The organism is Acidimicrobiales bacterium (genome assembly GCA_035630295.1).
In the GTDB taxonomy this organism is placed as follows: domain Bacteria; phylum Actinomycetota; class Acidimicrobiia; order Acidimicrobiales; family Iamiaceae; genus Iamia.
In genome coordinates this window covers 13,466-37,849 of the sequence record DASQKY010000008.1, presented here as the reverse complement: position 1 = coordinate 37,849, position 24,384 = coordinate 13,466, and the positions used below count along the sequence as shown (strand labels likewise).

23 protein-coding genes are annotated in these 24,384 nt (G+C 74.1%); 15 read left to right on the top strand and 8 right to left on the bottom strand.

What is annotated here, in order from left to right; all coding sequences use genetic code 11:
• Positions 1–84 precede the first annotated feature (84 nt).
• From VEW93_02750 to VEW93_02730, 5 genes are read left to right on the top strand one after another with little or no spacing between them, the layout of a single operon-like run.
• On the top strand, positions 85–1,188 hold the full coding sequence (locus tag VEW93_02750) for a glycosyltransferase family 4 protein (GenBank protein ID HYI60705.1): 1,104 nt from the start codon (positions 85–87) through the stop codon (positions 1,186–1,188).
• Positions 1,157–2,401 (top strand): O-antigen ligase family protein, encoded by a 1,245-nt coding sequence (locus tag VEW93_02745; GenBank protein ID HYI60704.1) that lies wholly within the window; start codon positions 1,157–1,159, stop codon positions 2,399–2,401. The genes VEW93_02750 and VEW93_02745 overlap by 32 nt, the downstream gene beginning before the upstream one ends.
• Positions 2,398–3,483: a glycosyltransferase family 4 protein gene (locus VEW93_02740; GenBank protein ID HYI60703.1), complete on the top strand. Its 1,086-nt coding sequence runs from the start codon at positions 2,398–2,400 to the stop codon at positions 3,481–3,483. The genes VEW93_02745 and VEW93_02740 overlap by 4 nt, the downstream gene beginning before the upstream one ends.
• Entirely contained in the window at positions 3,480–4,571 is a 1,092-nt protein-coding gene (locus VEW93_02735) for a glycosyltransferase (protein ID HYI60702.1), read from the top strand. The genes VEW93_02740 and VEW93_02735 overlap by 4 nt, the downstream gene beginning before the upstream one ends.
• Positions 4,568–6,121, top strand: coding sequence for an oligosaccharide flippase family protein (locus tag VEW93_02730; GenBank protein ID HYI60701.1), 1,554 nt, complete (start codon positions 4,568–4,570; stop codon positions 6,119–6,121). The genes VEW93_02735 and VEW93_02730 overlap by 4 nt, the downstream gene beginning before the upstream one ends.
• On the opposite strand, the gene VEW93_02725 is transcribed toward VEW93_02730, so the two are convergent.
• Positions 6,091–7,224, bottom strand: coding sequence for a glycosyltransferase (locus VEW93_02725; protein HYI60700.1), 1,134 nt, complete (start codon positions 7,222–7,224; stop codon positions 6,091–6,093). The genes VEW93_02730 and VEW93_02725 overlap by 31 nt on opposite strands.
• 168 nt (positions 7,225–7,392) lie before the next feature.
• Between VEW93_02725 and VEW93_02720 the strand changes: the two genes are divergently transcribed.
• The 4 genes from VEW93_02720 to VEW93_02705 all read left to right on the top strand — a co-directional run bounded on the left by VEW93_02720 (position 7,393) and on the right by VEW93_02705 (position 12,311).
• Positions 7,393–8,049 carry a dihydrofolate reductase family protein gene (locus VEW93_02720; GenBank protein ID HYI60699.1) on the top strand — a complete coding sequence of 219 codons (657 nt, stop codon included), beginning with the start codon at positions 7,393–7,395 and terminating at the stop codon, positions 8,047–8,049.
• Positions 8,050–8,175: 126 nt separating this feature from the next.
• Positions 8,176–8,799, top strand: a complete 624-nt coding sequence (locus VEW93_02715; GenBank protein HYI60698.1) for a hypothetical protein — start codon at positions 8,176–8,178, stop codon at positions 8,797–8,799.
• Positions 8,800–8,820: 21 nt separating this feature from the next.
• Positions 8,821–10,404, top strand: coding sequence for a hypothetical protein (locus tag VEW93_02710; GenBank protein ID HYI60697.1), 1,584 nt, complete (start codon positions 8,821–8,823; stop codon positions 10,402–10,404).
• Positions 10,405–10,502: 98 nt separating this feature from the next.
• Positions 10,503–12,311 (top strand): VCBS repeat-containing protein, encoded by a 1,809-nt coding sequence (locus tag VEW93_02705; protein HYI60696.1) that lies wholly within the window; start codon positions 10,503–10,505, stop codon positions 12,309–12,311.
• An 86-nt stretch (positions 12,312–12,397) separates the two neighbouring features.
• Here the strand turns inward: VEW93_02705 and VEW93_02700 are convergent, their stop codons facing one another.
• Positions 12,398–12,742 (bottom strand): metalloregulator ArsR/SmtB family transcription factor, encoded by a 345-nt coding sequence (locus tag VEW93_02700; protein ID HYI60695.1) that lies wholly within the window; start codon positions 12,740–12,742, stop codon positions 12,398–12,400.
• A 72-nt stretch (positions 12,743–12,814) separates the two neighbouring features.
• Here VEW93_02700 and VEW93_02695 point away from each other — a divergent pair, with 72 nt between their 5' ends.
• The 3 genes from VEW93_02695 (at position 12,815) to VEW93_02685 (ending at position 15,555) form a co-directional block, all read left to right on the top strand.
• On the top strand, positions 12,815–13,285 hold the full coding sequence (locus tag VEW93_02695) for an ArsI/CadI family heavy metal resistance metalloenzyme (protein ID HYI60694.1): 471 nt from the start codon (positions 12,815–12,817) through the stop codon (positions 13,283–13,285).
• 6 nt (positions 13,286–13,291) lie between these two features.
• A complete protein-coding gene (arsB, locus tag VEW93_02690; GenBank protein HYI60693.1) occupies positions 13,292–14,800 on the top strand; it encodes an ACR3 family arsenite efflux transporter in 1,509 nt (502 codons plus the stop codon).
• Positions 14,801–15,045: 245 nt separating this feature from the next.
• Positions 15,046–15,555 (top strand): pyridoxamine 5'-phosphate oxidase family protein, encoded by a 510-nt coding sequence (locus VEW93_02685; protein HYI60692.1) that lies wholly within the window; start codon positions 15,046–15,048, stop codon positions 15,553–15,555.
• A 33-nt stretch (positions 15,556–15,588) separates the two neighbouring features.
• Here the strand turns inward: VEW93_02685 and VEW93_02680 are convergent, their stop codons facing one another.
• The 4 genes from VEW93_02680 to VEW93_02665 all read right to left on the bottom strand — a co-directional run bounded on the left by VEW93_02680 (position 15,589) and on the right by VEW93_02665 (position 20,535).
• Positions 15,589–16,305 carry a sulfite exporter TauE/SafE family protein gene (locus VEW93_02680; protein ID HYI60691.1) on the bottom strand — a complete coding sequence of 239 codons (717 nt, stop codon included), beginning with the start codon at positions 16,303–16,305 and terminating at the stop codon, positions 15,589–15,591.
• Positions 16,306–16,405: 100 nt separating this feature from the next.
• Positions 16,406–17,152 (bottom strand): enoyl-CoA hydratase/isomerase family protein, encoded by a 747-nt coding sequence (locus VEW93_02675; protein ID HYI60690.1) that lies wholly within the window; start codon positions 17,150–17,152, stop codon positions 16,406–16,408.
• Between the two features lie 13 nt (positions 17,153–17,165).
• Positions 17,166–19,274 carry a hypothetical protein gene (locus tag VEW93_02670; protein ID HYI60689.1) on the bottom strand — a complete coding sequence of 703 codons (2,109 nt, stop codon included), beginning with the start codon at positions 19,272–19,274 and terminating at the stop codon, positions 17,166–17,168.
• A 7-nt stretch (positions 19,275–19,281) separates the two neighbouring features.
• Complete coding sequence (locus tag VEW93_02665; GenBank protein HYI60688.1) at positions 19,282–20,535, bottom strand: acyl-CoA dehydrogenase family protein; 1,254 nt, start codon at positions 20,533–20,535, stop codon at positions 19,282–19,284.
• Between the two features lie 87 nt (positions 20,536–20,622).
• Between VEW93_02665 and VEW93_02660 the strand changes: the two genes are divergently transcribed.
• Positions 20,623–21,894, top strand: coding sequence for a Coenzyme F420 hydrogenase/dehydrogenase, beta subunit C-terminal domain (locus tag VEW93_02660; GenBank protein HYI60687.1), 1,272 nt, complete (start codon positions 20,623–20,625; stop codon positions 21,892–21,894).
• Positions 21,895–21,898: 4 nt separating this feature from the next.
• On the opposite strand, the gene VEW93_02655 is transcribed toward VEW93_02660, so the two are convergent.
• A complete protein-coding gene (locus tag VEW93_02655; protein ID HYI60686.1) occupies positions 21,899–22,306 on the bottom strand; it encodes a hypothetical protein in 408 nt (135 codons plus the stop codon).
• Between the two features lie 12 nt (positions 22,307–22,318).
• Positions 22,319–23,026 carry a uracil-DNA glycosylase gene (locus tag VEW93_02650; protein ID HYI60685.1) on the bottom strand — a complete coding sequence of 236 codons (708 nt, stop codon included), beginning with the start codon at positions 23,024–23,026 and terminating at the stop codon, positions 22,319–22,321.
• Between the two features lie 86 nt (positions 23,027–23,112).
• Between VEW93_02650 and VEW93_02645 the strand changes: the two genes are divergently transcribed.
• Both VEW93_02645 and VEW93_02640 read left to right on the top strand, forming a co-directional pair.
• Entirely contained in the window at positions 23,113–23,757 is a 645-nt protein-coding gene (locus VEW93_02645; protein ID HYI60684.1) for an MSMEG_4193 family putative phosphomutase, read from the top strand.
• A gap of 64 nt (positions 23,758–23,821) precedes the next feature.
• Positions 23,822–24,337: a DUF3090 family protein gene (locus tag VEW93_02640; protein HYI60683.1), complete on the top strand. Its 516-nt coding sequence runs from the start codon at positions 23,822–23,824 to the stop codon at positions 24,335–24,337.
• Positions 24,338–24,384 lie beyond the last annotated feature (47 nt).

Below are 24,384 nucleotides of genomic sequence, written 5' to 3'. Positions count from 1 at the left end.
CGTGGACCTCGGGCGGGTCGTACCGCCCCGCGACGGCCGAGGTGCAGGCGCCCGTGAGGCGACGGCCGGACGTTGCCCTCTGCCATGGCCCGGACGGTCCTAGGGGCCCTGACCCGCCGGGTGCTGCAAAGATCCTGCTCGGTGCGCATCCTCCAGGTGACCGAGGCCTCCTACGCCGGGACGTTGCGGATCGTCGAGACGCTGTGCTGCGGCCTGGCCCGCCAGGGGGACGAGGTCACCCTCGCCTTCGGCCGCCACCCCGAGACCCCTCCCGTGCTGGGGGGGGACAGCGAGTACGACGTCCATGAGCTGGACTGGGACCGACGCACCGCGGCCGCCCAGGTGACGGCGGCCCGCCAGCTCCGCGGCCTGGTCGCCCGGCTCCGGCCCGACGTCGTCCATCTGCACTCGACCTTCGCCGGGCTCGTCGGTGGCGCACTCGACCGGTCGGTTCCTCGCCTCTACACCCCCCACGGATGGGCCTCGACGCACCGCGACTGGCCGTACCGGGTCGTGGGCGCGGTGGCCGACCGCATCGCGGCCCGCCGGAGCGACGTCGTCGGCACGGTCAGCGAGGCCGAGGCCGAGGTCGCCCGCCGGTTCGGCGCCCGACGCGTCGTCGTCGTCGCCAACGGGCTCCCCGAGCTCGACGACCACGCCCCGCCGGTGCGACGCGTCGATGACGGGGCCGCCGTCGTGGCCGGCGGCCGGCTGGTGGGGTCTCGGCGACCGGTGGAGAGCGCCCGGATCCTGCGGTCCCTCGACGGCCTGGCTCGGACGCGGTGGGTCGGCGGCGGTCCGGCCACGATGGTCGAGGCGGTGGAGGCGCTCGGTGTCCCCGTGACCGGTTGGCTGCCGCACCACGAGGTGCTGGAGCACCTCGCCCGGACGACCGCCTACCTCCACTGGTCGGCCACCGACGGGCAGTCCGTCGCCGTCCTCGAGGCGATCGCCCGGGACGTCGTCGTGATCGCCTCGGACATCCCGGCCAACCGCGAGATCCTCGACGGCGACCAGCTGTTCGCGTCGTCCGACGAGGCCGCTCGGATGCTCCGACGGGTGGTCGAGGAACCGGGCCTCCGGATGCGGCTCCTGGAGGCGCAACGCGCCCGCGGACGGGGCCACGGGGCCGAGCGAATGGTGAAAGGCTGGTCGGATGCCTATCGGCGCACCCTCGGCGCCGATTGAGCGTCGTTCGTGGACCGGTGACCGGGGGCTGGCCTTCCTCCTGCTCGCCGCGCTCGTCGCCGCCTTCCCGTGGGACGACACCCTCGGATACCCGACCGAGACGCTCTCGATCGTCAAGCTGCTCGGGCTGGCCCTCGGCGTGGCCTTCGTGGCTAGCGCCCCGTGGCGCTCGCCGCCCGTCCTGGCCCCGATCCTGGTCCCGATGGCCGTCTTCCTCGCGCTGGTGGCCGCATCGTGGCTCACGTCGGGGGACGTCGGCGGCGGGAGCGGCCCGACGGCGCGTTACGTCCAGTACGCCGCCCTGGTCGTGCTCGTCATCCAGGTGGTGCGCACGAGCGAGGGGATCGTCACGCTGTTCGGGGTCCTGACGGCCTCGGCCGCGGCGGCGGCCGTCGTGGGGCTTTCCCGGTTCCTCGTCGGCACCGCGGATCGGGCGTCGGGGCCCATCGGCGACGCCAACGACTTCGCCTACGTGCTGGCCACGGCCGTCCCGCTCGGCCTCCACCTCGTGGCACGGGAGGGGCGAGCCCGCTGGGCGTGGGGAGCGGCCGTGGTCGCCATCGTCGCCGGGACCGCCGGGACCCTGTCGCGCGGTGCGCTCATCGGTCTCGCCGTCGCGGCCGTCTGGGCGGTCCTGGCCCGTCGCGTCGGCCTTCGCAGCGTCGCCGCAGCCGCCGCCGTCCTCGTGGTCGGGGCCGGGTTCGCCCTCGTCCTGGAGCGACCCTTCATCGAGGAGCGCCTCGGCGCCAAGGGGGTCATCGCCGGCGACAACGTCGACTCCCGAGCCGCCCTGTGGCGCGGTGCCGTGGACATGGCCGAGGACCACCCCCTGCTCGGGGTGGGCACGGGGCTGTACCCGGCGCGGGCCGCCGACTACGTCGTCGACGACCCGCTCCACCTCGTCCGGCCGGTGGCGCACAACGCCTACCTCGAGGTGCTCGCCGAGAACGGGGTGCCGGCCCTCGTCGCCTTCCTCGCCTTCGTGGCCGGCACGGGGCTCCTCCTCCACCGGAGCCACCACGAGGCTCGCCGGCACGGGCGCTCCGACCTGGAGGCGATCGCCACCGCCCTGCAGTCCAGCCACATCGTCGCCGTCGTCGGCGCCCTGTTCCTCAGCGTGCAGATCGCACCGCCGCTGTGGTTCGTCGGCGCCCTGGCGGTGGTCCTGCGGGCCCTCGTCCGCCGGAGCGCGCCCGACGCGGCCTCGCCGTGAAGGTCCTCCTCGTGACCACCATCGAGCGCGGTGGACCGGTGGAGCACGCCCGGCTGCTGGCGCGTGACCTCGTGGCCGCCGGCGCCGTCGTGCGCGTCGTCGCCGCCTCGACCGGGGCCGCCGAAGCCTTCGCCCGCGCCGGCTCCGACCCGGTGGTCGTCCGGTCCCGGTCGCCGTGGGACGCCATGAGCGCACGGCGCGTGCGGCGACTCGGCCGCGACGTCGACGTCGTCCACAGCCACGACCGGCGCAGCGGGCTGTGGTGCCTCGCCGGTCGGCGGCCGGGCCCCGGCACCGCCCGCGTCCACACCCTGCACGGCCTCCCGGACGTCCTCGTGCCCCTCCCCGGCGCCCCGGCCGGCACGCTCCGCCGCCACCGGCTCGCCTACGGGACGGTCGAGGGGCGTCTCGTGGGCCGGGCCGACGTCCTGATCGTGCCCTCCCGAGCCCTCCTGCGCCGGGCGACCGACGCCGGGTACCGGACCACCCTGGCCACGATCATCCCCAACGGCGTCGATGTCGACCGGCATGCCGGTGGCGGCGCGGAGGTCGGCATGCTGACCGCGCTCGAGCGGGTCAAGGGCGTCGAGGTGTTCATCCGTGCGGCCTCGCTGCTGCACCGCGACGACCCGTCGTCGCGCTTCGTGGTGTTCGGCGACGGCTCCGAGAGGGACGAGCTGCAGGCCATGGCGACGCAGGCGGGGCTCGACGGGGTGATGCGCTTCCCGGGCCACGTCCCGGCGGCGGTGGCGCTGGCTGAGCTCCGCGTGCTGGTCGTGAGCTCCCACTTCGAGAACAGCCCGATGGCCGTGCTGGAGGCCATGGCGGCCAGGGTGCCGGTGGTCGCGACCCGGGTGGGGGGCATCCCCGAGATGGCCCCTCCCGACACCCTGGTCACCGTGCCGCCCGACGATCCCGCGGCCCTGGCCGAGGCGGTTCGCCGGACGGTGAGCGACGAGGCGGGCACCACGGCGAGGATCGGGCGCGCCCGGGAGCACATCGAGGCCCATCGGTCGGCCCCGGCGACGGCCGCCGCCGTCGAAGCCGCCTACCGAGACGCGCTCGACAGGTCGGCCCGGTGAGGTTGCTGGTCCTGTCGCCGACGCTGGAGGTGGCCGGGGCCGAGCGCATCGCCGTCGACCTGGCGCGCCACGTCGCCACCCGCGGGCACGACGTGGCCCTGGTGGCCCCGCCCGGCCCCCTCGAGGACGAGCTCGCGGCGGCCGGCATCGCCCGGCTCCACGTCGCGGGCCTCGGCCGCTCGCCGCTCGGCGTGGCGACCGCCGCCGTCTCCGTCGCCCGCGCCATCCGCGCCCGTCGACCGACGGTCGTCCACGCCCACAACCCGCGCATGGCGGCCGTGGCCCGCACGGCGCGCCTGCTGGCGGGCGGCGGCCCACCCCTGCTGACGACGTTCCACGGCGGTCGAGTCGAGGGCGACCGAGCTGCGGCCCGACTGCTGCGGAGCGGAGACCGCCTCGTCTGCGTCGACGACGACCTGCGGGACCGCATGGTGGCCCACGGGTGCGCGGCCGACCGGACGGAGGTCATCCTCAACGGGGTCGGTCCGGCCCTGGCGCCGGACGATCCCCTTCTGGCCGGCCTCGACGCCGAGCTCGGGCGCGACGGGCCCACGGTGGCGGTGGTCGGTTCGCTGGTGGCCGTCAAGGCCGTCGACCGCGCCATCCGCGCCACCCGGCTCGTCATCGACGCCGTCCCCACCGCCCGTCTGCTCGTGGTGGGCGACGGGCCGGAGCGCACCGCTCTCGAGGCTCTGGCCACCTCGTTGGGCCTCGGCGCCCACGTCCGGTTCCTGGGTGTTCGTCGTGACGCCCGGGCCGTGGTCCAGCGGGCGACCGTGGTGGTGTCGACCTCCCGATCGGAAGGCCTCTCGCTGGCCGCGCTCGAGACGTTGCGGGCCGGAACGCCCCTCGTCGCCCCCGACGTCGGCGGCATGCGGCGGCTCCTCGGCGGGGGCGCCGGCGTCCTCCTCGCCGACACCCGCCCCCCCACCGTGGCCGCCGCCGTCGTCGACCTCCTGCGAAGGCCCGACGTCGTGGCCGCCATGGGCCGCGCCGGCCGGGCGCTGACGGCTGACCGCCACGACCGGGATCGGATGCTCGCCGCCTACGAGTCGGCCTACCTCGGCCTCTCCGGCGCAGTCAGGTGACGGCTGAGGGCCAGCGGGACACGCCGCTCGGTGGCGGCCTGTGGGTCGTCGCCAGCGTCGTCGTGCCCAACCTGTACGTGGGGGTGCTGTCGGTGGCCATCGACGCCACCCTCGGCGCCGGTGGGCTCGGGCGACAGAGCGTGATCGCCTTCGCCGCCACCGCGGCGATCACGCTGGCCGGCTCCGGCGGCTTCATCGCCCTGGTGCGCTCCGTGGCCTCGACGCACGCCAGCCACGACCGGGCCGGGGCGCGTCACCTCGTCCGGTGGGGAGCCCGGCTGCACGGCGTCACCGGGGCGTCGGCCGCGGCGCTGGTCGCCCTGCCCGCCCTGTGGGACGACGACCTGCGGGCGGCTTGGCTCCTCGCCGCCGTGGTGACCCTGCTGGGCACCATGCAGATGGTCCCGGCCGCGGTGCTCATCGGATGCCGGCGATGGCGAGAGGCCAACGTGGTGGGCCTGGTGACCGGGGCGGCGGCGGTGCCCGCCACCATCCTCGTCCTCCGCGCCGGGGGGGGAGTCGCCGGCGTGTTCGCGGTCGAAGCCGTCATGATCGCGGTCAACCTCACGGTGGCCGCGCTGCTGGCGCGGCGGGCCCTGGCCGGGGCCGACGACGGGGCCCGCCCCCGGCCGGAGCCGCCGTGGCGCTTCGCCGCGCTCAGCGCCGTCGGCGTGACGATGACGGTGGTGGTGTGGCGCCGGTCGGAGCTGCTGGTGCTGGCCGCGCTGGCGAGCGACGAGGAGGTCGCCCGGTACTCCGTCGCCTTCGGGCTCTCGGCCATCCTGCTGGCCCTGTCGGAGCGCTGCTCGACCGTCATGACGTCCACCTTCAGCGGTCTCGCAGGCGACGGTGCCGGGCCCCTCCGGGCCGCTGGGGCCCGCGCCCTGCGCGTGCTGACCGTCGCCATGCTGCCCGTCACCGCGTGGACCGCCGCCCTCGGCCCGGCCGCGATCCGCGTCGTGTACGGCGACGAGTACCACCGGAGCGGTGCTGTCCTGTTGGTGATGCTGACGACGATGGCCCTCCTGCCACTGTGGACCGTGAGCGCCGCCGTCCTCGCGGCCCGCGGCGATGCCACCTCCCCACTGCTGGCCGGTCTGGGCGCGTGCGTCCTCGACCTCGTCGTCGCCGTGCCCTTGGTCGCCGCCCATGGTGCGCTCGGCGCCGCGCTGGCGAGCGTCCTGGGCCAGTTGACGACGATCGGCGCCCTCTGGGTCGTGGCGCGACGGCGGGTCGGTCCCATCCCGGTGCACGTCGCGTCCACCCTGAGGGCGGCCGGCGTCGCCGCTGGATCCGGGGGTGTCGGCTGGTGCGTCGTGGTCCTCATGGGGGGCCCGATCGGGCTGGCCGCGGGCGTGGTGGCGACGCTGAGTGCCGCCGCCGTCCTCGCCGGTGTGTTCCGACCTCTGACCTGGGATGATGCCTCCTGGTTGTCGAACGCGCTCGGGGCCCGCGCCAAGGCCCGGACCGCCGCACTGCTGCACCGGGTGGCGAGGCACGACCCCGTCGTCCCCGGCGGTCAGGCCCCTCGGCCCGCCGCCTCGGAGTAGACGGCGGCGAAGCGTGCGCCCATGATCCGGGGCGCGTGGTGCGTGGCCACGTGACGCCGCGCCGCGCCACCGACCCGGTCTCGGAGACGAGGATCCCGCAGCACGGCGGTGATGCCCTCGGCCAGGTCCTCGTCGCTCCGGCGGAGCAGCAGGTGGACGTCGTCGCGCACGTCGAGCCCACGACAGGCGGCCGGGGACGCCACCGCGGCCGCCCCCGCCGCCATGGCCTCCAGGAGCGTGTTCTTCATCCCGCTGGCCTGGGCCGTGGGGCTGGCGAAGGCGCCGGCCCGCCAGAGCCAGGGCCGGAGGTCATCGGGGTCCGCCACCACCTCGACACCGGGGCGCCCCCCGAGAGCCCGCACCGCGGCCGCCGGAGCCCGTCCGACCAACGCGAGCCGGGCGCCGGGGACGTGATCCTGGACGAGGGGCAGCACGCTGGTCGCCAGGCGCCGGGCGGCGGCCACGTTGGCCGGCGCATCGAGCGTGCCGGTGAAGACGATCAGCTCCTCCTCCCGCGGGGGCGCCTCGTCGGGAGGGGCGTAGACGGTGGCGTCCACCGCGATCGGGATCACCCGCGTCGGGAGTGCCGGATCGAGCCGTCGGACGGCCTCGGCGTCCTCGTCGGTCACGAACACGGCTGCCCCGAAGGGCCGGAGGTCCCGGGCGAGGGCGCGGCGGACCGCTCGCTCCTGGTGGGCCCGCCAGTGGCGTCGAGCGCCCGTCGCGTCGAGGCGCTGGGCCCGGATGGTGAGGTGGCGGGCGTCGAGCGGGGCGACGACGGCCGGCAGGCGGCCCAGCAGGGGAGCCACGAGGGCGAGGTCGTCGAGCGCGATGTGAGCGACGTCGAAGGACCGCTCGGCGAGGAGCCCCGGGAGGCTGCCGCGGAAGGGGCGGGCCTGCCGCCTCCAGTCGACCGGCCGTCCGAGGAGGACCGCGGCCGCCCGGTCGCGTGCGCCCCGCCACCCGCCACCGTCGGGCGGCTCCAGCAGGTGAAGCTCCACGCCCTCGACGACCCCCGCTTGGCCCGGCCACCGCAGGGCGACGACACAGACGTCGTGGTCGATCGCCAGGGCATCGACCAGCGTCCGCAGGTGGCGTCGCATCCCGTCGAAGGGCGGGAGCGGCGCGGCCGACGCACACACAAGGATCCGGATGCGCCACCGTAGGCGACCGGCCCTCATCAGCGTCTCGTGACCACGGGACGCCGTCAGAGCCGCCGATCTCCGACCCTGATCGGGATACTCTCGGCGGCCACCGCTCGGGAGGCCGCCATGTCCCAGGTCCGGGTCCACAACTTCTCGATCTCCCTGGACGGGTTCGGGACGGGCGACGGCATCACGTTCGATGCGCCGTTCGGCCACGCCGGGGAACACCTGCACGAGTGGATGTTCGCCACCCGGTTCTGGCGGTCGATGGTCGGCGAGCCCGGTGGCACCGCAGGTGTCGACCACTCGTTCGCCGCACGCCACGGCCTGGGCTTCGGGGCCGAGATCATGGGCCGGGGCAAGTTCGGCCCGCAGACCGGCCCGTGGACCGATGTCGGCACCGACGACGAGTGGCGTGGCTGGTGGGGGCCGAACCCACCGTTCCACACGCCGGTGTTCGTGCTGACCCACCATCCGCGCCCATCGATCGAGATGGAGGGCGGCACCGTGTTCCACTTCGTCGACGCCACCCCGCACGAGGTGCTCGACCTCGCCCGAGAGGCCGCCGGCGACCTCGACGTGCGCCTCGGCGGTGGTCCGACCGTCGTTCGCGACTTCCTCGCCGCCGACCTCATCGACACGCTCCACGTCGTGCAGGTGCCGATCCTGCTCGGCCGCGGCGTTCGCCTGTGGGACGGCATCGAGGGCGTCGAGGAGCGCTATGAGATCGAGGCGGCCTCCTCACCCAGCGGTGTCACCCACGTGACCTTCACCCGTCGATGACCGAGCCCGCGGACGTGCGGCGAGGTTGCTCGCCGCCGAGGTGATCCTGATGCCTCGACACATCTCACGAGTGTGGGGCTATGATCTTCGTCACTTCGCCGAGGGGGCGAGGTAGGGGAGGGGATCATGACCACGACCACGACGACGACCTCGGACGCGGCCACGGAGGAGACGGGAGGGGCGCGGCGGTTCGTCGCCGCCCTGAACGGGCGATGGCATCGGACGGCCATGTGGGCCTTCCTCGGCATCGTCGTGGCCCACTGGGCCGAGCACCTGGTGCAGGCCTTCCAGATATGGGTGTCGGACACGCCGCGGCCGGAAGCCCGGGGTGTGCTCGGTGCGGCCTTCCCCGTCCTGATCAAGGAGGAGTGGCTCCACTACGGCTACGCCGTGGTGATGCTGATCGGCCTGTTCCTCCTCCGCCCGGGGATGACGGGACGAGCCCGCACGTGGTGGACCATCGCCCTCGGGCTCCAGTTCTGGCACCACATCGAGCACCTGTTGCTCTTCGTCCAGGCCGCCACCGACACGCCGTTCTTCGGGAAGGACGTGCCCACCAGCGTCGTCCAGCTCTTCTACCCCCGGGTCGAGCTCCACCTCTTCTACAACGTCGTGGTGTTCGCGCCCATGGTCGTGGCCATGTACGTCCACATGGTCCCGCCCGTGTCGGAGCGGAGCAAGCCGGCGGCCTGCGGGTGCCGGCTCAAGGCCATCGACGAGCTGTCTCGCCTGGGCCCGGCACCGGCCTGAGCCGATCGGCGAGGCCGGACGATGACCGACATCGTGACGATCGGGCGGGGCAAGGCACCTCCCGCGAAGGTGGCGTCGGCGCGGGAGCACAGCGTCCGCCTCGGCGCGCACCGGTACCCGGTGCTCCTGCCGTCGCTGCACGACCCGCGCCTGCACGTCGCCGGCGTGCTGCTGTCGGTCCAGGTCCTGGGCCAGACCGTCCTCGGCTTCGAGCTGTCGATCGCCCAGATCCTGCTGTCGCTGGGCACCTGCGCGGTGCTCGAGCTCGGGATCACCTTCGCCTACCGCCGGGTCATCGCCTGGCCGGCGAGCGCCCTGCTCACCGGCAACGGCGTGGCGCTGCTGCTCCGCACCGCGGGCACCGAGCACGGCGACTGGTGGAGCCTCGACGGCTGGCACATCTGGGTGGCCACCGCTGGCGTGTCCCTGCTGTCCAAGTACGTCATCCGGTATCGGGGCGAGCACGTCTTCAACCCCTCGAACATCGGCCTGCTGATCGTCTTCGTGGTGGTCGGAACCCGTCACGCCAACCCCCAGGACCTGTGGTGGGGTCCGTGGTCGCCCGGGCTGGTGCTCACCTACGCGGTGATCGTCGGCGGCGGCGTCGCCATCACCCGTCGGCTCCACCTCCTGGCCGCGGCGGCGACGTTCTGGGTCACCTATGCCGGCATCGTGGCCGTGGTCGCCGCCAGCGGCCACGCCATGACGGCCCGCTGGCACATCGGGGCGGTCGAGGGGTTCGACTACTGGTGGGCCCTGGTCGGCTCGCCGGAGATCCTCATCTTCCTCTTCTTCATGATCACCGATCCCAAGACGGCGCCGCAGGGCCGCGTCGCCCGGCTCGTGTTCGCCGCCACGGTGGGGGCGATGTCGTCGATCCTGGCCAGTGGCTTCGCCACCGAGTTCTCGACCAAGGTCGCCATCATCGGCGGCCTGGTCCTGGTCTGTGGCCTGCGACCTCTGGTCGAGCGGTGGCTGCCCCGGGCGGGGAGCGAGAGCGATCGGCTCCGCAGCTGGTTCCGCCCGGCCCGGGTCGTGTCCACCGGGGCGGTGGCCGTGCTGGCCCTCGGGGCGGCGCTGGCGGTCACCGCGGTGACGCCCGAGGTCGATCCCCCGAGGGCCGTGAACTTCGCCGGCCGGCCCGTCGTCGAACTGCCACTGGGTGCCGTCCCCGCGGTGACCCTGGGCGAGGGGACCGACGTCATCTCGGCTCTCACCGACGACGTCGCCGCCTCCATGGCCCGGGACCTGGTCGAGGGTCTGGTCATCGAGGCCGACGCCCTGCGCCGGGGTGACGCCGATCTCGCCGCCACCGCCGTGTCCGGTCCTCGGATCGAGGAGGTCCGGGCCGCGCTGGCCGCCGGGGGCCCGGTCGAGGTGTCCACCTACACCTTCACCGCCCTCGAGCTGGTCATCGCCCGGGCCGACACCACGCCGCAGGCCGCCGCCCTGTTCGCCTTCGAGGTGGAGGGCACCGTGGCCGTCGATTGGATCGACGACGGCCACCTGGTCAGGACGAGTGCCCCGGCGCCGGTGCGGGGCCGCTTCGTCCTGGAGCCGGGAGGGGACCACCAACTCATCGGCAGCTTCGATCCGGCCCCGTGAGCGAGCGCAGCGAGAGGTCCGGCGATCCGGCGGCGGGGGCCCCGCGGCCCTTCTCGGCCCGCTTTCGCATCGCCGCTGCCGTGGCGTGCGTGGCTCTGATGGGTGTGGTGCTCGCCACCCGCCTGGGCGACGACGGTGACGAGAAGGACACCGCGACCGTGGCCGAGGTCGAACCGGACGTCGACGTCGCCACCACGCCGGAGTCCGAGTCGTCGGCGGACCCGTCTGCTCCCTCCCCGTTCACCTTCGAGGAGGTGGCCGCCGAGATCGGGATCACCCACACCCAGGGAGACCCCGTGCTGCCCCCCGAATGCCTCTTCAGCGAACCAGGGGACCCGCCGCCCCGCGAGGCGTCCCGTGAGGCCATCGAGGCCCTGGCCGCGTGCCAGGAGGAGCGGTCGGCGGGCGGGGTGGCGGCCGGGGACTTCGACGGCGACGGCGACGCCGACCTCTACTTCACCCGGCTGAGAGCGCCGGGGGTGCTGTACGCCAACGACGGCTCGGGGCGCTTCACCGACGTGACCGAGGAGCACGGGCTCGACCAGGGCCCGATGAACGGGAACGGGGCGGGCTGGGCGGACCTCGAGAACGACGGGTTCCCGGACCTCTACGTCACCACCATCGCCGACGACCGCTTCCACCTGTTCATGAACGACGGCTCGGGGCCCTTCACCGAGGAGGCCGTGGCCCGCAACGTCGCCCTGGCCGACGACGAGCCCCGCGCCGGCTTCACCGTGAGCTTCGGCGACATCGACAACGACGGGTGGACCGACATCCACACCACCGAGTGGACCGCTCCCCATCGCTACGGGGAGGCGCCCTCGTCCCACGCCCGACTCCTCCGCAACCGCGGAGCGGCTGAACCGGGCGTGTTCGACGACGTGACCGAGGCCGCGGGCGTCGTCCTCACCGACACGCCCGACAACCGGGGCGACGAGACGCCGGCGGACATGGTCCCCCGTGACGCCTTCGGGTCGACGCTGGTCGACCTGGACGGCGACGGTTGGCAGGACCTCCTGGTGGCCAGCGACTTCGGCACCGTCCGGATGTTCTGGAACGACGCCGACGGCACCTTCACCGAGGGAACGGCCGACACGCCCTTCGCCTCGGTCTCCAACGCCATGGGCTCGACCTTCGGCGACGTCGACGGCGATGGTGACCTCGACTGGTTCACCACCTCGATCGGCTTCCTCGACACCTGTGAGCCACCGGGCTGCGTGAGCGAGCACTCCGGCAGCAAGCTGTTTCGCAACGACGGCGGCCGGCGCTTCACCGAGCTCACGCCCGCCGCCGGGGTGGTCGACGTCGAGTGGGGCTGGGGAACGGCCCTGGCCGACCTGGACGTCGACGGGAACCTCGACCTGGTGGCCACCAACGGGTACGACCCCGGGGTCCCGCCATCACCCTCGAAGGACTTCGCGGGCACGACCGACCACGCCTGGGTCGGCGACGGGACCGGTTCCTTCACCGATGTCAGCACCGACGCCGGCCTCGGGCCGGACGGGCCGGTGCCCGACGGCGACGGCAAGGGCCTCGCCGTCGCCGACCTCGACGGCGACGGCGTGCTCGACGTCGTCATCGCCGACACCGGCGCCCCGCCGCGGGTGCTGCTCACGCGCCCCCGGCAGGCGGGGCACTGGCTGCGGATCGCGGTGCGAGGTTCGACCTCGGGACGGGAGGCCCTCGGCGCGGTCGTGACCGTGACCAGCGCCGGCGGCCGTCGCCAGGTGCGCCACATCGGCGTGGCCACCCACTTCCTCGGCCAGAGCGAGCTCCCCGCCCACGTCGGTCTGGGACAGGACACCGATCCGGTCGAGGTGACCGTCCGGTTCCCGGCGACCGGTGAGGAGGTCGTCGTGCCCGGCGTCGAGGCGGACCAGACCATCGAGGTCGCAGAACCGGGGTGACGGGCGCGGCCGCGCCGGCGAGCAGGTCGGCCGACTGAGCGCTCAGACGGCGCGCTCGAAGACCAGATCGAGATCCTTCCGCCACGTCAGGTGTCGAGGGCGGCGCGCAACCCGGCGAGGCGGTCCGGCACGATCGACCACCAGACCCAACGACCGCGCTTCTCGCCCACGATGAGGCCGGCGTCAGCGAGGGCCTTGGTGTGGTGGCTGATGGTGGGTTGGGACTTGCCCAGGGGCTCCTGCAGGTCGCAGGAGCAGATCTCTCCGGCGTCGGCGACGAGGCTGAGCAGCCGGAGGCGGACGGGGTCGGCGAGGGCGGCGAAGGCGGCGGCCAGCTCGTCGGCCTGGTCGACGCCGATGGGTGCGCCGAGGAGGGACGGGCAGCACTCCCCGGCGGCGGGGGCGTCAGATGCCGCGTGACGTATTGACATCGCTCTATCCATTCGCGAGAGTCGATCCATCGACGCAGTTGAATCTATCAGGAGGAAGTGATCGTGTCCCGTGTGCAGCTCGCTCTCAACGTGTCCGACATCGACGAGGCGGTGGCCTTCTACTCGAGGCTGCTCGCCACCGAACCGGCCAAGGTCCGCCCCGGGTACGCCAACTTCGCCGTGGCCGACCCGCCGCTGAAGCTGGTGCTGATCGAGGGCGAGGGGGGCGGCACCCTGAACCACCTCGGGGTCGAGGTGGAGACCGGTGACGAGGTCATCGCCACCGAGGCCCGCCTGGCCGGCGAGGGGATGGCGACCACCGGGGTGGACGACACGACGTGCTGCTACGCGGCGAAGACCGAGACGTGGGTCAACGATCCCGACGGGGCGCCGTGGGAGGTCTACGTCAAGACCGGTGACGCCGAGCAGATGGCCACCACGGCCCTTCCCGACGGGGGCACGGCGAGCTGCTGCACGCCGGCGGCCATCCGCGCCTCGGTCGCCGCCGGGGCCGCGCCCGGCTCCGCTTCCGGCTGCTGCTGACCGGCGGTGGCGACCACCAGGACCCACCGCGACGAGCCCGCGGTCCTCGACCGGCTCTCGCCGCTGGACAGGTTCCTGCCGGCGTGGATCATCACCGCCATGGCCCTCGGCCTGGGCCTGGGGCGCGTGGTCCCCGGGCTGGATGACGGCCTCGATGCCATCAAGGTCGGCTCGGTGTCGCTGCCGATCGCCGTCGGGCTGGTGCTGATGATGTACCCGGTGCTGGCCAAGGTCCGGTACTCCCAGCTCGGCACCGTCACCACCGACCGGCGCATGGTGGGCGCCTCGCTGGCCCTGAACTGGCTGATCGGCCCGGCGCTCATGTTCGTCCTCGCCTGGGCGCTGCTGCCGGACCTGCCGGAGTACCGGACCGGGCTCATCGTCGTCGGCCTCGCCCGCTGCATCGCCATGGTCCTCATCTGGAACGACCTGGCCGGCGGGAACCGGGAGGCCGCGGTGTTCCTGGTGGCGGTCAACTCGGTGTTCCAGATCGCCGCCTACTCCCTGCTCGGCTGGTTCTACCTGGACCTGCTGCCGGGCTGGCTCGGCTGGGGCGACGGTGAAGCCCTCGGCGTCGGCCTGTGGGACATCACCCGGGCCGTGCTCCTCTTCCTCGGCGTCCCCCTCGCCGCCGGCTCCCTCAGCCGCCTCCTGGGCGAGGCGCGCCGGGGCCGGGAGTGGTACGAGGAGCGGTTCCTGCCCCGCATCGGCCCGGTCGCCCTCTACGGGCTGCTGTTCACCATCGTCGTCCTCTTCGCCCTCCAGGGCGACGCCATCACCTCCGCACCTGGCGACGTGGCCCGCATCGCCATCCCGCTGCTCGCCTACTTCGCCCTCATGTGGGGCGGCGCCTTCGCTCTCGGGCTCCGCCTGGGACTGCCCTACGACCGCAACATCACCGTCGCCTTCACTGCCGCAGGCAACAACTTCGAGCTCGCCATCGCCGTGGCCATCAGCGTCTTCGGCGTCACCTCCGGCCAGGCCCTCGCCGGCGTCGTCGGCCCCCTCATCGAGGTCCCCGTGCTCGTCGCCCTCGTCTACGTCGCCCTCTGGGCCGGCCGCAGCTTCTATCCCGACCCCGCCAAGGCCGAAGGCAGGAGCACCGACGGCCGGCCCACCGTCCTGTTCCTCTGCGTCCACAACGCCGGCCGCTCCCAGATGGCCCTCGGCTGGTTCACCCACCTCGCCGGCGACCGCGCCGTCGCCTGGTCCGGCGGCTCCGAACCCGCCACCCAGATCAACCCGGTCGCCATCGCCGCCATGGCCGAGGTCGGCATCGACATCTCCGGCGAGCACCCCACGCCCTGGACCGACGAGATCGTCGGCGCGGCCGACGTCGTCATCACCATGGGCTGCGGCGACGCCTGCCCTCTCTTCCCCGGCAAGCGCTGCGAGGACTGGGATCTCGACGACCCCGCCGGCCAGGACCTCGAGCACGTCCGCCCCATCCGCGACGACATCCGGGCCTGCGTCGAGGCCCTCCTCGCCAGCCTCGACGTTCCCGCCACCACCTGATGCCGGCCCCGAGCGCCACAACCCGGCCCGTGGCTCGGCCGGGCTGAGCCACCGCTCGGCACCAGTGCGTCCAGGCGGGCCGTGGCCTCGCGGGGCCTCGGCTCGAGCCTCGGGAGCGGCCCGGTCGGCAGGGACCTCCAACGACCCCGCGGTCACCGGAGGTCGAGGCGGACCAGGACGCGGGGGAAGCCGGCGAGGACGGAGTCGGTGTCGGACACACCTTGGTGGGCGTAGGGTGCCACGGCGTGACCGAGCCCCGCACCGAGCAGCCGTCCATGTCCGACTACGGGGTCGGCGGGCCCGACTGGGAGCCCCTGCCCTGGTCGTGGGCCGCCGAGCGGCTGGCCGCCAACCGCAACTTCTGGGTCGTCACCGTCTCGGCCGGCGGCCGGCCGCACGCTCTGCCCGTCTGGGGGGTGTGGGACGGCGAGCGCCCCGGCTTCTTCTTCTCCTGCTCCCCCAACGCCCGCAAGGCCCGCAACCTGGCCGCCAACCCCCAAGTGGTGGTCATGACCGAGGACACCGTCGAGTGCCTGTCAGTCGAGGGCACGGCCACACCGGTGGAACCGGGCGACGACCGGGAGCGGTGGATCGCCGCCTACCTGGCCAAGTACCAGCCGATCTCCCCCGACATCAACGCCGACTTCATCCGCAGCCACGCCTGCTACGCGGTGGCCCCGGACCGCGCCCTCGCCGTCATCGAGCGCGAGGAGGAGTTCTCCACCCGCGCCACCCGTTGGGCCTTCCCCGGCTGACCCACGGGATGCCACGCGCTCGTCCCTCCAGGGTCAGAGAAGGGCGCGGGCGATGGCGGCCAGGGCGGAGAGGGCCGACACCACCAGGACACCGGTGCGGAGCCGGGCCCCGTCGACGCGCCCGGCCAGGCGCCCACCGACGGCGTAGCCCAAGGGGCCACCCGGCATGAGGGCCAGGCCTGTCATCCACTCGGTGGTGCCCAGGCGCCGGGCCCCGGCCAGGGCCACCAGGGTAAGCACCGCGCTGACCAGGAAGACCCGGGCCAGGGTGGCGCGCAGCACCGCAGCCTGGGCCCCGTGGTACAGCAGGGCCACGGGGGGCCCGCCGACCCCGGCGGTGGTGCCCATGAAGCCCGACAGGGCCCCGCTGCCCAACAGCGACCGGCGCCCGACCGGGGGGTGCCGCTGGGCCAGCACCGCCCCCACCGCGGCCAGGATGAGCAGGCCGGCCCCCGCCACCAGCATCGTCTGGGGCAGGAGGGCCACGGCCACGCCGGCCACCACCGTGCCCGGCACCAGCCCGACGGCGATCCACCGGACGCCCCGCCAGTCGGCGTCGCGGTGGGTGCCCACCAACATCAGCCCGATGAGGGCCAGGCCGGCGATGGTGATGGGCCCGGGCACCAGGCGGGGGTCGATCAGCAACAGGAGGGGCACCGACACCAGCGCCGCTCCGAAGCCGAGGGTCCGCTGCACGGTGGACCCGGCGGCCACCGCGGCCAGCGCCACCAGCACCTCGAGCCCGGTCACGACGACCCCACCCCCCGGGGGCGGCCGCCAGCCGTCCCACCCTCCCCCCCGAAACCGAGCATATGCTCCGTTCTAGTCGACGGCGGTGCCTCGCCGAGGATCAGGGGTCGGTGACAGCGGCGCGGCGGTCGAGCGACCACATCTGGGACGGGCGCTCGAAGTCGATGGCCACGTCCCACGGGATGGCCGGGGGGCCCAGCTCCCGCCGGAACGACTGCACGGCCAGGCGGGCCAGCTCGGGGTCGGCGGCGGCCCGGCCGGCCAGGGCCAGGGCCCGCTCGTCCACCTCCCCGTCGGGGACGGCCTGCCAAGCCACCCCCGCCTCCACCAGGGCCGGGCCCACCAGCGTCTCGCTGAACAGGCCCAGGGCGGCGGCCGCCTCCCGGCCCGCCGACCGCCCGGCCAGGGTGAAGAAGCCGCCCCCCGGGTGGACCCCGATGCGCAGGAACCCGGCCAGCACCTTGGCGTCGTCGGCCACCACCCGCAGGTCGGTGGCCAGCATCAGGTTGAGCCCCGCCCCCACCACCGCCCCCCGCACCGCGGCCACGGTGGGCACGGCCAGCTGCCCCACCCGGTGGAACGACCGGTACACCAGGCCCATGGCCTTGTAGGTCTCGTCGCCGGCCTGGGGCTGGCCCGAGTCGAGCACGGCTCGATCGGCGCCCGAGCAGAACGTGCCCCCCGCCCCCCGCACCACCGCGGCGCCCACGGCAGGGTCGGCGTCGACCTCGTCGCACACGTCGATCAGGTCACGGGCGATGCCGGGGTCGAGGGCGTTGCGCCGCTCCGGGTTGTCCACGGTGAGCACAGCCACGCCGTCGTGGCGCTCCAGGGTGATGCCGGGCACGGGGCCCTCCTCGTCAGGTCGGTCGGTCGGTCGGGCCGCGGGTGCCGGCGGCCAGGTCGAGGGTGAAGGCGCCGAGGTCGTCGGCGATGGTGAGCTCCGGATCGCCGCCGGCCACGGTGGAGAACGGGTTGGCGAAGCGGGGGTAGCCGTCGATGGCCACGGCCTCGCCGTCGACCCGCAGCGAGCCGTCGGGGTCCACCTCCACCACGCCCTCGGCGGGCGAGGCGTAGCGGACGGCGAAGCCCCGGTGGGCGCCGTCGTCGCCCCAGCCCTGGTCCTCCACCTCGACCGGGGCGGCGGCCACCGCGGCCCGGAACCGGTCGAAGCTGCCCCACCGCTCGGCGTCGCCCACCTCCAGGACCCACACGTTGTCGGGCCCGCCCTCGGCCACCAGCTCGAACGGCTCGACCAGGCCGTTGGTGAACACCTCGGCCGGGTCGTGGTGGGCCCACCGCGTCGGTCGCCACGACCACACCGCCACGTAACCGTCCCGCCGCCGGGCCACCGTCCACGCCCCCTCGGTCACCACCTCGTCGAAGCGTTCGGTGGGCAGGTAGGCGTGGGTGTGGTCGCAGTAGGCGAAGGGGGCCAGCGGGCCCTCGCCGGGTGAGGGGAAGCCGGGGGCGTAGGCCTGGACCACCACCCTCCCGTGCTGCACGGCCAGGGGCAGGGTGGCGCTCCCCGTCCACCACCGGTCGTGGTCCAGGTAGTCGCCGGCCCGGGGTGACGGCCCGTTGCCGGGGTGGGTGGTGAACACCACGGCGTGCTCGTCCAGGGTGGCCTGCGAGATGTGGTGCTGGTAGCCGACGCAGCCGGGCCGGTAGGCCTGGGCGGTGGACAGCAGGGCGTGGCGGTTGCGCCAGGTGTAGGTGTCGACCCGCTCCAGCAGCCCGGCGTTGACCAGGCGATGCAGGTCGTGGGTGAGCTGGCGCAACACCGCCGGGTCGGACCCGAACACGTCACGCACGGCCTTGAACTGGGCGAACAGGGCGCTGTCCCACAGGTCGTGCCGGTCCAGGGTGTCGACGGTCAAGCCGATGAGCTGCCACGGCGTGAGCGCCCCCCGATCCCACCAGAACGGCACCAGGTCGGGGTCGGTGTAGGACAGTCCGTCGGGCCGCTGCGGGTCGTCGGCCAGCGGCTCGCCCGGGTCGAGGGCCACGCCCATGCCCTCCCGGTCCACCACCTCGCCCTGGTGGCGGGCCACCCGGCGGACGACGTCGGGGGGGCGGTAGCGGGCCGCCCGGGCCAGGAAGGTGGCCCCCTCGTGGCGGGGCAGCAGCTCGGCCTCGTCGCCGTCTTCCAGGGGCCAGGGGGCGTCGGTGCGGTCGAAGCAGAGCTTGAGGGCCGAGAACACGGTCTGGCTGGGGGCAGTGGCCTTGAACCGCATGTACGAGCGCCCGTGGGTGGAGCCGTTGTTGTCGCTGTGGGAGTGGAGGGCCAAGTCGTAGAGGACCAGGTCGGCGAAGGTGGCCGCCCGCTGGGCCAGGGCCGGGTCGTCGGCGAGCTCGGCCAGGCTCACCAGGGGCACCAGGTCCTTCTCGTAGTAGGCGTCGGAGTGCCACTCGCTGAAGCCGTCCCGAGCCTTCTCGTCGAACCACTGGCCCAGGGCGGTGGCCGCCCGGCGGCGGTGCTCGTCGCCGGTCAGGCCCGCGGCCCCGAAGCGCTCGTCGGGGAAGGCCTGGCCGGCCAGGTGCTCGCAGGTGTGGAAGATCAGCCGGTGGTTCTCGGACCAGTACCAGCGGTGGTCGACCACGCCGTCGGGGGCCGGGTCGGTGTACCAGTAGCGGAAGCCCAGGAACCGCTCCCGCAGGGCGGCCAGGACGTGGTCGGGCAGGAGGTCGCGGTAGCCGTGCCACAGGGTGAGCAGACGCAGGACGTCGAAGTCGGCGCAGTCCAGCCACCCGTCGACGCGCCGGCACCAGGCCGCCACCACCTCCTCGTCCAGGACGGCGGGGTCGAACCGGTGCTCCGGCTGGCGGCGCGACCGTTCGAGGTGGTCGATCACGTTCAGCGGGGAGCGGGGGAACCACGCCGTGGTGGCCGCGGCCAGGTAGTCGTCCTGCCGGGCCCGCCACCAGCCCGCCTCGACCAGCCCGTCGCCGCTCCCCTCCCCGCCCACCGGGGGCCTACCCGGCGGCCGGGGACGACGCGGGCTTGGGCTCGCGGGGCAGGCCCAGGACCTTCTCGCCCACGATGTTGCGCTGGATCTGCGACGTGCCGCCCCAGATGGTCTCGGACCGGCTGAAGAAGAAGGCCGAGACCATGGGGCTCACGGGGTAGGCCTCCCGGCCGGCGGAGCGGACCGTGCCCGGCCAGCCCCCGCTCTCGGGGCCGACGGTCGAGAGCAGCGACCCCGCCCCGAAGATGGACAGGGCCAGCTCCATGGCCTCCTTGTGCATCTCCGACCAGAACATCTTGTTGGTGGCCCCCAGGGCGGCCACGCCGGGGTCCCGCTTGCCGGTCAGGTTGGCGGTCAGGTTGCGGAGGCCGTTGATGCGCAGGATCTGGATCTTGGTGTGGAAGCGGGCCAGGCCCTGGCGGACCAGGGGGTCATCGATGGCGCCGTTGGCCCGAGCCGCGCCGACCATCAGGCGCAGCTCCTCCTCGAAGCGGCGGTGGCCGGTGGTGGCCGACATGCCCCGCTCGAACCCGAGCGTCGAGTTGGCCACCTTCCACCCGTCGTTGAGCCCGCCCAGGACGTTGCCCCTGGGGCAGCGGGCCCCGTCGAAGAAGACCTCGTTGAACTCGTCGGTGCCGTCGGGCTGCACGATGCCCCGCACCTCGATGCCGTCCTGCTGCATGGGCACCAGCAGGTAGGAGATGCCGGCGTGCTTCTTGGCGTCGGGGTCGGTGCGGGCCAGGAGGAAGCAGTAGTCGGCGAACTGGGCCTGGGTGGTCCACACCTTCTGGCCGGTGATGACCCACTCGTCGCCGTCGAGCACGGCCCGGGTCGACAGCGAGGCCAGGTCGGAGCCGCTCTCGGGCTCCGAGAAGCCCTGGCACCAGCGCACCTCGCCCTTCAGGATCTGGGGCAGGAGGTGCTGCTTCTGCTCCTCGGTGCCCCACTGGAGGATGGTCGGCCCCACCAGGGTGTCGCCGAAGAAGTCGGCCCGCATGGGCGCCTTGGCCCGGGAGAACTCCTCGGAGAGGACCACGCCCTGGATGAGCGAGAGGCCCTTGCCCCCGTACTCCTCGGGCCACGTGGCGCAGATCCACCCGCCCTCGTAGAGGGTCTTGGTCCACCGCTCGTTGAACGCGGCCCGCTCCTCGGGGCTCATCTCGAAGCCCTCGTCGAACCAGCCCTCGGGGAGGTTCTCCACCAGCCAGGCCCGGATCTGGCGGCGGAACTCCTCGGCCTCGGCCGGATAGGTCAGGTCCATGGCGCCATGGTGGTCGACCGCCCCGGGCGGCGCCAACGGCGCCCCGTCGGTGGGGCGGGCCCGGGGCGGGGTCCTACGATGCGCCGCATGACGGATGTGGCAGCGGCCTCTTCCCCCCCTGCCGCGCCGGCTCCCCGCACGCGGTGGACGGCGCAGTGGAAGGAGCTCTACGAGGAGGTCATCACGACCAACCTCTGCACCGGCTGCGCCGGCTGCGTGATCTCGTGCCCCCACGACGTGATCGGCTACGACCACGTCGCCGGCGGCTACAAGCCCTTCCACCTGGAGGAGGAGCTGGGCGCCGGCGACTGCGTCCACGGCCAGAAGGGCTGCACCACCTGCACGCGGGCCTGCCCCCGCTACCAGCACTGGGAGAGCCAGGCCGACGAGCACCTCTTCGGCCGGGCCCGCACCGAGGACGAGATCTCGGGCGTCTACTCCGACATCCTCCTGACCCGGGCCTCCGACGACGGCGTCCACGAGGCCGGCCAGGACGGCGGCCTGGTCAGCGCCATGCTGCTGTGGCTGCTGGAGGAGGGCTACATCGACGGCGCCCTGGTCTCCTACCTGGAGGGCGACGGCTCCACCTGGAAGGCCGTCCCCGGCCTGGCCACCACGCCGGAGGAGATCATGGCCGCGGCCGGCAGCCGCTACACGTACTCCGCCAACACCCTGGCCCTCCCGGAGGCCATGGAGAGGGGCCTGAAGGACCTGGCCCTGGTGGGGATGAGCTGCCAGAGCTCGGTGCCGCCGGTGATGTGGTCGAGGAAGGTGGGCAAGGTCAGCAAGCCCATCAAGTTCAACATCGGGCTGCTGTGCTCCAAGACCTTCGACGACGCCATCTTCGAGGAGCTGTTCGAGGCCAAGTACGGCCTGACCCGGGCCATGATCAAGAAGGTCAACATCAAGGGCAAGTTCCAGATCTGGACCCACGACGGCGAGTACCACGAGGTGCCGCTCAAGGAGTGCCACGCCTGGACCCGGGAGGGCTGCACCCACTGCCCCGACTTCGCGGCCGAGCACGCCGACATCTCCACCGGCGGCATCGGCAAGTACAACGACTGGACGCTCACCATCGTGCGCACCGAGCTGGGCCGCGAGGTGATCCAGCGGCTGGTGGCGGCCGGGCGCATCGAGACCCGGCCGGGCGACGACGACCCCGGGGCCATCGAGCTGATGCACAAGCTGGCGGCCAAGAGCCGCAAGCGCTGGCCGGCCGAGGGCGTGCCCGTCGACACCCCTCGCATGCTCCCGCCGCCGGCACCCAAGCCGGACGCGGCCCCTGCAGCCAGCACCGCCCCGGGGGCCCCGGCCGAGGCCACGACTGCGGCCGCGACCGCGCCGGGGGCCGGCGCCTGAGGGATCAGCCCGGGCGGACCTCGGAGCGGCACCGCTCGACGATGGTGAGGACCTCCTCGGGCAGGGGCCCGGCCTCCTCCTCCCGGTCGGCGGTGATCTCCTTGAACCGCTCGTAGGGGATGCCCCCCTCGCCGGAGATGCCCTCGTAGGTGCAGGTGCACACGTCCTCGGCCTCGGCCGCGGTGTAGGGCTCGGAGCCCCCCAGGTCGGTGGCGTTGGCCCCCTCGGCGTCGGGGCTGCTCTGCCGGAGGGTGCGGGTGCAGCCCTCGGCGAAGTTCTTCTCGGTGGTCTCGCCGTACTTGTCGGGGATCTGGCGTTGGTGGGTGCAGGCCCCGAACAGGGCGACCAGCGCCAGGGCGACGGCGACCAGCACCAGGCGCCGGGAGCGGGGAGACGGGACGGAGCGCGACATCGGGCGTCGACCCTACCGGCGCCCCCCGGATGCCCCCGAATCGCTGCCCAGGGCCCGGGCCCGGCTCAGCACCTGGTCGAGCATGGCCGGGGTGAGGCGCCCGGTGAAGGTGTTCTGCTGGCTGACGTGGTACGAGCACAGGAGCGTGCGGCCATCGGGCAGCGGCACCTCCACGCCGTGGCCGAAGCGGGGCCGGGGACGCACGCCCAGGAGCCCGCACACCACCTGGTAGCCGAAGCCGCCCAGCACCAGCAGCACCCGCACGTCGGCCAGCAGGGCCATCTCCCGCTCCAGGTACGGTCGGCAGGTGTCGCGCTCGGCCGGGGTGGGAGCGTTGCCGGGCGGGGCGCACCGCACCGGGCAGGTGATCCAGGCCCCGGTCAGCTCCAGCCCGTCGTCCCGGTGGGTGCTGTGGGGCTGGTTGGCGTAGCCGGCCCGGTGGAGGGCGGCGTAGAGGACGTCGCCGGAACGGTCGCCGGTGAAGATGCGCCCGGTCCGGTTGGCCCCGTGGGCGGCGGGGGCCAGGCCCACGATGGCCAGGTGGGCGGCCGGGTCGCCGAAGCCCGGGATGGGGCGAGCCCAGTACTCCTCGTCCCGGAAGGCGGCCCGCTTGTCCCGGCCGACCTGCTCCCGCCAGGCCACCAGGCGGGGGCAGGCCCGGCAGGCCACGATGTCGGCCTCCAGCCGGGCCAGCGTGTCGGGGCGACGGCGGGGGGCCACGCCCGGAGGGTACGGGGTGGACGGGCCGGTCCGGCCCGGCGCGGCGGGGAGGGGCACGGGAGACGGGCCGCTAGGTTGCCCGACGCATGGCTCGCCCGACCCAGCCGAAGGCCACCCGCGTCCTGTTCGTGCGCCACGGCGCCACGCCCACCACCGGGGCCGTGCTGCCCGGGCGGGCGCCGGGCCTGCACCTGGCCGACCAGGGCCGGGCCCAGGCCGAGGCGACGGCGGGCCGCATCGGCGGGCTGAAGGGGGTGGCGGCGGTCTACGCCTCGCCCCTGGAGCGCACCCAAGAGACGGCGGCCCCCATCGGCCGGGCCCTCGGGCTGCGGGTCAAGGTGGACAAGGGCCTGCTGGAGGCCGACTTCGGCGATTGGACGGGGGCGAAGCTGGCCGACCTGCGGAAGCGGTCGGAGTGGAAGGCGGTCCAGGGCCACCCCAGCGCCTTCCGGTTCCCGGGCGGGGAGTCCTTCGCCGAGATGCAGGGCCGCGTGGTGGGGGCCACCCGCCGCCTGTGCGCCGCCCACCCCGGGGCCACCATCGTGCTGGTGAGCCACGCCGATCCCATCAAGGCGGCCCTCAACGAGGCCCTGGGGGCCCACCTGGACGCCTTCCAGCGCATCGTGGTGTCCCCGTGCTCCGTCTCGGCGGTGGCCTACGGGCCCACCTCCACCGTGGTCCTGGCCGTGAACACCACCGAGGGCGACCTGGGCGCCCTGGTCGCCTCGTGAGCGGGCCCCCCCGCCGGCGGGACGGCTCCCGTCCCGGCCGTCCCCCCCACCGGGGAGGTCGGCGATGAGCGAGAGCCAGGACTTCGAGGCCGTCGACCGCTTCACCGCCGGCGCGGTGGGCGAGCCCGGCCGGAGGGTCTTCCTGCTCCAGGCCGTGGCCGGGGACACCCAGGTCACCGTGAAGTGCGAGAAGCAGCAGGTGGCGGCCCTGGCCGAGTACCTCCAGGGCGTGCTGGCCGACCTCCCGGTGGTGGAGGGCGACCCGGCGCTGGACCTGGCCCTGGTCCCGCCGCACGACCCGGCCTGGGTGGCCGGCACCCTCTCGGTGGCCTACGACGACGTGGCCGACCGCATCGTCATCCTGGTCGAGGAGGCGGGCGAGCTCGACGACGAGGACGACCTCCTCGGTGCCAACCGGGCCAGCCTGCGGGTGCGCCTGACCCGGGCCCAGGTCACGGCCCTGGTCGACCACGCCACCGCCCTGGTGGAGGGGGGCCGGCCCCCGTGCCCGGTGTGCGGCCACCCCATGGGTCCCGACCACGCCTGCCCGCGCACCAACGGCCACGGCCCGCCCCGCTGATCCCGCCCGGCCGACCGTCGTGGCCCCGCCCCCGGAACCCCTCGATC

Excerpts from the sequence above, each read along its gene's own strand:
- VEW93_02705 (HYI60696.1), top strand. The coding sequence starts at position 10,503 with ATGGGTGTGGTGCTCGCCACCCGCCTGGGCGACGACGGTGACGAGAAG.
- VEW93_02645 (HYI60684.1), top strand. The coding sequence starts at position 23,113 with ATGGCTCGCCCGACCCAGCCGAAGGCCACCCGCGTCCTGTTCGTGCGC.
- VEW93_02700 (HYI60695.1), bottom strand. The coding sequence starts at position 12,742 with ATGTCAATACGTCACGCGGCATCTGACGCCCCCGCCGCCGGGGAGTGC.
- VEW93_02640 (HYI60683.1), top strand. The coding sequence starts at position 23,822 with ATGAGCGAGAGCCAGGACTTCGAGGCCGTCGACCGCTTCACCGCCGGC.
- VEW93_02750 (HYI60705.1), top strand. The coding sequence starts at position 85 with ATGGCCCGGACGGTCCTAGGGGCCCTGACCCGCCGGGTGCTGCAAAGA.
- VEW93_02660 (HYI60687.1), top strand. The coding sequence starts at position 20,623 with ATGACGGATGTGGCAGCGGCCTCTTCCCCCCCTGCCGCGCCGGCTCCC.
- VEW93_02745 (HYI60704.1), top strand. The coding sequence starts at position 1,157 with ATGCCTATCGGCGCACCCTCGGCGCCGATTGAGCGTCGTTCGTGGACC.
- VEW93_02715 (HYI60698.1), top strand. The coding sequence starts at position 8,176 with ATGACCACGACCACGACGACGACCTCGGACGCGGCCACGGAGGAGACG.
- VEW93_02655 (HYI60686.1), bottom strand. The coding sequence starts at position 22,306 with ATGTCGCGCTCCGTCCCGTCTCCCCGCTCCCGGCGCCTGGTGCTGGTC.
- VEW93_02720 (HYI60699.1), top strand. The coding sequence starts at position 7,393 with ATGTCCCAGGTCCGGGTCCACAACTTCTCGATCTCCCTGGACGGGTTC.
- VEW93_02710 (HYI60697.1), top strand. The coding sequence starts at position 8,821 with ATGACCGACATCGTGACGATCGGGCGGGGCAAGGCACCTCCCGCGAAG.
- VEW93_02725 (HYI60700.1), bottom strand. The coding sequence starts at position 7,224 with ATGCGACGCCACCTGCGGACGCTGGTCGATGCCCTGGCGATCGACCAC.
- VEW93_02665 (HYI60688.1), bottom strand. The coding sequence starts at position 20,535 with ATGGACCTGACCTATCCGGCCGAGGCCGAGGAGTTCCGCCGCCAGATC.